This is a genomic window from Dokdonella sp., from assembly GCF_049593775.1.
Classification (GTDB): domain Bacteria; phylum Pseudomonadota; class Gammaproteobacteria; order Xanthomonadales; family Rhodanobacteraceae; genus Dokdonella.
The window spans coordinates 1-7,537 of the sequence record NZ_JBAWHJ010000180.1; the positions used below are offsets into that span (position 1 = coordinate 1).

The 7,537-nt window shown below is 59.7% G+C and carries 5 protein-coding genes; 4 read left to right on the forward strand and 1 reads right to left on the reverse strand.

What is annotated here, in order from left to right; all coding sequences use genetic code 11:
- Positions 1-145: 145 nt before the first annotated feature.
- Positions 146-3,337 (reverse strand): bifunctional proline dehydrogenase/L-glutamate gamma-semialdehyde dehydrogenase PutA, encoded by a 3,192-nt coding sequence (putA, locus tag WBP53_RS06215; RefSeq protein WP_423927017.1) that lies wholly within the window; start codon positions 3,335-3,337, stop codon positions 146-148.
- Between the two features lie 504 nt (positions 3,338-3,841).
- Between putA and coxB the strand changes: the two genes are divergently transcribed.
- From coxB to WBP53_RS06235, 4 genes are all read left to right on the forward strand, one after another.
- Positions 3,842-4,720, forward strand: a complete 879-nt coding sequence (gene coxB, locus WBP53_RS06220) for a cytochrome c oxidase subunit II (protein WP_423927019.1) — start codon at positions 3,842-3,844, stop codon at positions 4,718-4,720.
- A gap of 29 nt (positions 4,721-4,749) precedes the next feature.
- The gene (gene ctaD, locus WBP53_RS06225) at positions 4,750-6,372 is read left to right on the forward strand and encodes a cytochrome c oxidase subunit I (RefSeq protein ID WP_423927011.1); all 1,623 of its coding nucleotides are present in this window, start codon (positions 4,750-4,752) and stop codon (positions 6,370-6,372) included.
- A 235-nt stretch (positions 6,373-6,607) separates the two neighbouring features.
- Complete coding sequence (locus WBP53_RS06230) at positions 6,608-7,225, forward strand: cytochrome c oxidase assembly protein (RefSeq protein WP_423927013.1); 618 nt, start codon at positions 6,608-6,610, stop codon at positions 7,223-7,225.
- Positions 7,226-7,256: 31 nt separating this feature from the next.
- The coding region (locus WBP53_RS06235; RefSeq protein ID WP_423927015.1) for a cytochrome c oxidase subunit 3 at positions 7,257-7,537 on the forward strand (281 nt) is incomplete at its 3' end.

Genomic DNA, 7,537 nt, shown 5'->3' on the forward strand with positions numbered 1-7,537 from the left:
CGTCCAGTCACTGTGATTCGTCTCGGCCCAACCCATGCGAGAGCACGACGACGGCTGCGGGCTTCGATCACTGTACTCGCGTTTCCGCTTCGTTGTTGGTCTGAGCCCCTGTGTTGCGAATCAATGAAGCAAAGCAACCGAGCAGCTAATCCGCCAGCGTCAACAGCGATGCATTGCCACCGGCGGCGGTCGTGTTGATCGTGACCGTGCGTTCGGTGGCGAAGCGCAAAAGGTAGTGCGGGCCGCCGGCCTTGGGTCCGGTGCCGGAGAGGTTTTCCCCGCCAAAGGGCTGCACGCCGACCACCGCGCCAATCTGGTTTCGATTGACGTAGCAGTTGCCGACACGCGAACGCTTGACGATGTGGTTGATGGTGTCGTCAATGCGGCTGTGGATGCCGAGGGTCAGGCCATAGTTGGTTGCGTTGATGGCGTCAATCACCTTGTCGAGATCATTGGCCTTCCAGCGGAGCACATGCAAGACGGGTCCGAAGATTTCCTTGTGCAGGATATCGAGGCGCGGAATCTCGTAGGCGCGTGGTTCGAAGAACGTGCCATGCGATGTGCCTTCGGCGGCCGCGACCTTGTTGATCAGCTTTGCTTCACGATCCATGCGCTCGGCATGATCGCTCAGCTCCTTGTGCGAGGCTTCGTCGATGACCGGTCCGACGTCGGTGGAGAGCAGACCGGGGTCACCCATGATCAGTTCGTTCATGGCGCCAGTCAGCATTGCGATGACCTTGTCGGCGATGTCTTCCTGGACGAACAGAACGCGTGCCGCGGAGCAGCGCTGGCCGGCAGAATCGAATGCCGACGCGCAGACGTCCTTGACCAGTTGTTCGGGTAGTGCGGAGGAATCTGCGATCAAGGCGTTCTGGCCGCCGGTTTCGGCAATCAGCGCGGCGATCGATGAGTCGCGTGCAGCCAGCGTGCGATTGATTGTCCACGCCGTCTCGGTGGAGCCAGTGAAGCAGACTCCGGCGATTTCCGGGCGGGTGAGCAGCGTCTTGCCGAGTACCGAACCCTTGCAGGGCACGAATTGCAGCACGTCTTCCGGAATGCCGGCTTCATGCAGCAACTTGACTGCGGCGTAGCCGACCAGAGTGGTCTGGTCGGCGGGCTTGGAAATGACGCTGTTGCCGGCAGCGAGCGCGGCGACAACCTGGCCCATGAAAATGGCCAGGGGGAAGTTCCACGGACTGATGCAGACAAATACGCCGCGCCCATGTAACGACAACTCGTTCGACTCGCCGGTCGGGCCTGGCAGGATTTCGGGATGGGCGAACATCTTGCGTGCGATGGCGGCGTAGTAGCGGCAGAAATCGGCGGCTTCGCGCACTTCGGCAATTGCTGCTGACATTGTCTTGCCGGCTTCGCGCACGCACAGGGCGATGAATTCCGCCTGGCGAGCTTCAAGCAGATCAGCAGTGTGTTCGAGGATCTTCGCGCGGCTTGCCGCGGGCAGGGCATCCCAGCCTGGCTGCGCGTCAACGGCGTTGGTCAGGGCTTTTTCCATCGCGGCCACATCGGCACCGCGGGTTTCGCCAATCACGCGACGGCGATCGGATGGATCGGTCACTTCGCGCGATTCGCCGGTGTTCTTGACCCCTGGCACCAGCGGTTCGGCCTTCCAGGGCTTGCGTGCGGCATTGACGGCTTCCGCCAGCGCCTTGAGTTCATTGTCATTGGAAAGATTGACGCCCATGGAATTCTTCCGTTGCTCGCCGAACAGTGCGATCGGCTGGGGGATGCGGGGATGCGGTTTCTGATCGAGGTGGCGAACCAGCTCGCAAGGGTCGGCTACAAGGTCGCGGATCGGCACGTCTTCATCGACGACGCGATTGACGAAGCTCGTGTTGGCGCCATTTTCCAGCAGGCGGCGGACCAGATAGGGAAGCAGGTCCTCATGGCTGCCAACCGGAGCGTAGACGCGGCATGGCACATTGAGTTTCCCCTTGCCCATGACTTCTTCGTACAGATCATTGCCCATGCCATGCAGGCGCTGATGCTCATAAGGCTGGCCGCGAGCGAAATGATGGATGGCGGCGATCGTATGGGCATTGTGCGTGGCGAACTGCGGGTAAATCAGCTCCGGGCCGATTTCGAACATTTGCCGTGCGCAGGCGAGGTAGGACACATCGGTATTCGGCTTGCGCGTGTACACCGGGTAGCCGACAAGGCCTTGTTCCTGCGCGCGCTTGATCTCGGAATCCCAGTAGGCACCCTTGACCAGACGTACGCACCAGCGACGTCCCGCCTTGCGTGCTGCTTCCGCCAGCCAGTCGATCACGAAAGGCGCGCGCTTCTGATAGGCCTGCACGGCCAGGCCGAAGCCGTTCCAGTCCTCAAGGCTGGGATCTGCGAACACCGCGCCCAGCACATCCAGCGACAGTTCCAGCCGATCCGCTTCTTCGGCGTCGACGGTCATGCCAATACCCTGGGCCTTGGCCATTTGCGCCAACTCGAGTACGCGCGGGGTCAGTTCGGCATGGACGCGGGCACGGTTCTGCACGTCATAGCGCGGATGGATGGCCGACAGCTTGACCGAAATCGACGGGGCATCGAGCACGTCTTTCCAGGGGCCTTTCTTGCCCAGCGCCACGATGGCGTCGCGATAGGCCTGCATGTAACGCTCGGCATCGATCAGGGTCAGGGCGGCCTCGCCGAGCATGTCGTAGGAGTAGCGATAGGCGGAGTGTTCCTTCTTCGTCGACCGCTCCTGGGCTTCCTTGATCGTGCGGCCCATGACGAACTGATGGCCCATGATGCGCATGGCCTGGCGCACGGCCAGCCGAATGACGGGCTCGCCGGCACGCCCCACCAGTCGGCGCAAGGCGCCAACAAAGTTGGACCGCGTCTCCTCGGCCAGTTCGACCAGTTCGCCGGTCAGCATGAGGCCCCATGTCGACGCATTGACGAACAGCGACTCGCTGGCACCGACGTGCTTCTTCCAGTTCGCTTCGCCGAGCTTGTCGCGAATCAGCTTGTCGGCGGTTTCCGAGTCCGGCACGCGGAGCAGGGCTTCGGCCACGCACATGAGCAACACGCCTTCCTCGCTGGAGAGGTCGTATTCGCGCATGAACGATTCGACCGCGCTCTGATCGTCCGCCTTTGCGCGCACGCGGGCGACGAGGTCGGATGCTGCGGCCAGCACGAGATCGCGCTCGGCAGGCGGCAGGCTGGCCTGGGCCAGCAGTTCGTTGATGGCTTCGGTTTCATCGCGCGACCATGCTGCGGTGATCCGGGCACGTGCCGAATCTACGTTGGTAGGCAGTTCTGGGGAAAGGATCTCGCTCACAATCAGTGGGCTCTCGGGTGCTGCGACGTGGACGACGGGCAGTGTCGTGGGAAGGTGGTGGGTGGGGCAGGATTACGGTGTTTGCGGATCTACAGCTCAAATTGCTCGTGTAATGACCACAGGTCCGGGATTTGGCTCGTATTGCGCCGACCATGCCACGAACCGGGTCATACAGCCAAAGCAACCTGCCCAGTGGGTTCCGCTCGGGAGCCGATACGCCGCGAACTGCATGGCAATAGCGCATTCTGACCGGAATTCAGCGCCCTAGTGTAAAGAGCGTTCGGGCTGTGGCCAAGCACCCACTGCGACCTATTGACACGCGCCAATTCAGGCAGATCCGGGCTTTGTCCTTGCCGCTGCGGCTGACGCTCCACTATCATTCCACGGTTCACCGTTCATCATTTTCAGGAATGATGTACTTCCGGCCTATTCTCTGGCCGGCCGTAGGTGGAGTTTTCCGTGTCGGTTGCTGGTCGGACCGATGGGTGAATCAAGCGTCTTCAAGTATTCAAGGTGATGGCAATGATGTCAGTTGGGTTCTCGCGAATGCGCCGCATGCTGGTCGCGCCGGCTCTGATCGTCTCGGGCATGTTCGCGAGTGCCGCGGCAAGCGCCAACCCCGAGCCATGGCAGCTCAACATGGTCAAGGGCGTGACCAAGACCTCGCACGAAGTGCATGACATTCACATGATCATGCTCTGGATCTGCGTCGTTATCGGCATCATCGTCTTCGGCGTGATGTTCGTGGCCATGTTCAAGTTCCGCAAGTCCAAGGGCGCGATTCCGGCGAAATGGGATCACAGCACCAAACTCGAGGCGATCTGGACGGTCATTCCGATCCTGATTCTGATCGCCTGCGCATGGCCGGCAACGACCTTGCTGATCCGGATGGCCGATACTTCCGGCTCGGACATGACCGTAAAGGTCACTGGCTACCAGTGGAAGTGGCGCTACGAGTACGTTGACTACTTCGGCACCCAGCCCGACATCAATTTTGTCTCCAGTCTGGCGGAGGACTCGAATCGGGCACGTCAGCTGAATTCCGGCATCGATCCGGCTTCGATTCAGGTTGATGGCGTCCCCACCTATCTGCTCGACGTCGACAAGCCGCTTGTCCTGCCCGCCGGTGTCAAGGTCCGCTTCGTGATTACCGCGGATGATGTCATCCATGCATGGTGGGTACCTCAGTTGGGCTGGAAGCAGGACGCCATCCCCGGAATCATCAACTCCACATGGACGAAGATCGACGAGCCCGGCATTTATCGCGGGCAATGCGCCGAGCTTTGTGGAAAGGACCACGGCTTCATGCCGATCGTGGTCAAGGTCGTTCCGAAGGCCGAATTTGAACAATGGATGGCTGCACAGGCGCCTGCGCCTGAAGCCACCGCAAGCACTATTGCTCCGACGACAGCCCCGCAGGGCTGATTCCGTTACTGAATCTTGAGGTAGAGGCCATGGCCCACGCTGCCGTCCACGACGACCATCACGACGACCACGATCACAAGCCGCAAGGCTTCCTGGATCGCTGGCTGTTCACCACCAACCACAAAGACATCGGTACGCTGTACCTGGTGTTCGCGCTGATCATGTTCTTCATCGGTGGATCGATGGCAATGATCATTCGCGCCGAGCTGTTCGTGCCCGGAATGCAACTGGTTGAACCCCAGTTCTTCAACGAAATGACCACGATCCACGCCCTGGTCATGATCTTCGGCGCGGTGATGCCGGCCTTCGTCGGCCTCGGCAACTGGATGATTCCGCTGCAGATCGGTGCGCCGGACATGGCCCTGCCGCGCATGAACAACTGGTCCTTCTGGATTCTCCCGTTCGCGTTCACGCTGTTGCTGTCGACCCTGTTCATGCCGGGTGCCGGACCGCAGGGCGGCTGGACCCTGTATCCGCCGTTGTCGCTGCAGGGTGGCAACAGCGTTGCCTTCGTGATCTTCGCCATCCACATGATGGGCATCAGCTCGATCATGGGCGCGATCAACATCATCGCGACCATCCTCAACATGCGTGCGCCCGGCATGGATCTGCTGAAAATGCCGATCTTTGCCTGGTCCTGGCTGATTACCGCATTCCTGCTGATCGCGGTCATGCCGGTCCTGGCTGGCGCGGTGACCATGCTGCTGACCGACAAGTTCTTCGGTACCAGCTTCTTCAACGCCGCTGGTGGCGGTGACCCGGTGATGTTCCAGCACATCTTCTGGTTCTTCGGGCACCCCGAGGTCTACATCATGATTCTGCCGGCTTTCGGCATTGTCAGCGAGATCATCCCGACCTTCGCGCGCAAGCCGCTGTTCGGCTATCAGGCAATGATCTACGCGGTTGCGTCGATTGCCTTCCTGTCGTTCATCGTCTGGGCCCACCACATGTTTACGGTTGGCATGCCGCTGGGGGGCGAGCTGTACTTCATGTACGCGACCATGCTGATCGCGATACCCACCGGTGTGAAGGTGTTCAACTGGGTGACCACGATGTGGGAAGGCTCGATGACCTTCGAGACGCCCATGCTGTTCGCAATTGCGTTCGTCATCCTGTTCACCATCGGCGGTTTCTCCGGACTCATGCTGGCTATCGTGCCCGCGGACTTCCAGTATCACGACACCTATTTCGTCGTCGCCCACTTCCACTACGTGCTGGTCACCGGCGCAGTCTTTGCCATCATGGCCTCGGTCTACTACTGGCTGCCCAAGTGGTGCGGCAACATGTACAGCGAGCGCTGGGGCAAGATTCATTTCTGGATGAGCGTGATCTCGGTCAACGTGCTGTTCTTCCCCCAGCACTTCCTTGGTCTGGCCGGAATGCCGCGTCGTATCCCCGACTACAACGTAGCGTTCGCCGATTTCAACATGGTCAGTTCGATTGGCGGATTCTGGTTCGGCGCAAGCCAGTTGCTGTTCGTGGGCGTCGTCGTTCACGCCGTATATTTCTCGAAGAACCGTGCGACAACCCAGGTTTGGGAAGGCGCGCGTGGCCTCGAATGGACAGTGCCGTCGCCGGCGCCACATCACACGTTTACCGAGCCGCCAGTGATTGATGACTCCATGCTTGCGCATGGGGATGTGACGCATTGATTGGTGCGTTCATCCGTGAACGCGGTTTAGCCTCAGGTTCCGATTGACTTGTTTGTTTGTGCGTTCATCCCTGAACGCAAAGCGAAGAGAAGAAGCGGCCATCCGTCAAGTTTGAGGCTTTGTTTGGCTTTGGCATTTATGCGTTCATCCATGAACGCACAGCGAAAAGAAGAAGCGGCCATCCGTGGCCGCACTTTTAGAAAGAAGCTCCTATTTCCATGGGTTTGCGGTTTTGATGAATAGAGATATCGACCAGCATGAAGCTACTCCTCGCGTGAAGCATGACGCGCGCGGGATTGCCAAGACTGCGCTTTGGGTCGTGGCAGCCTCATTCCTGTTCGGTTTTGCGATGGTGCCGATCTACAGGATTGCCTGCGAGCACGTGCTTGGCATCAAGCTGTCCGGCGATGTGGCCGATGCTGCCAGTGTCGCGCTGATGGAAATCGACGAATCGCGCACGGTCACCGTCGAATTCATCGCTACCGTCAACAGCAAGCTGCCTTGGGAATTCAAATCGGAGAAGTCGCGAGTCGAGGTGCATCCGGGTGCATTGACCGAGGTCTGGTTTGATGCCACCAACGATTCAACCGCGGCCATCGTCGGAAACGCGGTGCCGAGCGTGGCACCGAGTGAGGCTTCGCCGTACTTCAACAAGACAGAGTGCTTCTGTTTCACGGAACAATTGCTGGATGCCGGGGAATCGCGGCGCATGCCGGTTCGATTCGTGGTTGATCCGCAATTGCCGGCTGGCGTGAAAACGCTGACCTTGTCCTATACTTTCTATGCGAACGAGGCGGCGACCAGTCGTTTGAGTTTCGCTTCACTGCCGCGTGACGGCATCGCAAGCAACTGAGAAATACCTTCGAGTCCGGGGTTCCAAGATCATGGCGCAAACACAGGGTGCTTACTACGTTCCACACGGCAGTTACTGGCCGATCGTGGGCTCGATCGGTCTCTTCAGCACCGTAATCGGTGCGGCGAACTGGTTCAATGGTGGTAGCGGGTTGACCGCGTCTCCGCTGATGTACCTGGGCATGGCGATCATCGTCATCATGATGTTCGGCTGGTTCGGCACCGTCATCCGCGAGTCTGTGGCCGGCATGTACAACCGCCAGGTCGATGTCTCGTTCCGCATGGGCATGATGTGGTTCATATTCTCCGAGAT

Excerpts from the sequence above, each read along its gene's own strand:
- ctaD (WP_423927011.1), top strand. The coding sequence starts at position 4,750 with ATGGCCCACGCTGCCGTCCACGACGACCATCACGACGACCACGATCAC.
- WBP53_RS06230 (WP_423927013.1), top strand. The coding sequence starts at position 6,608 with ATGAATAGAGATATCGACCAGCATGAAGCTACTCCTCGCGTGAAGCAT.
- coxB (WP_423927019.1), top strand. The coding sequence starts at position 3,842 with ATGCGCCGCATGCTGGTCGCGCCGGCTCTGATCGTCTCGGGCATGTTC.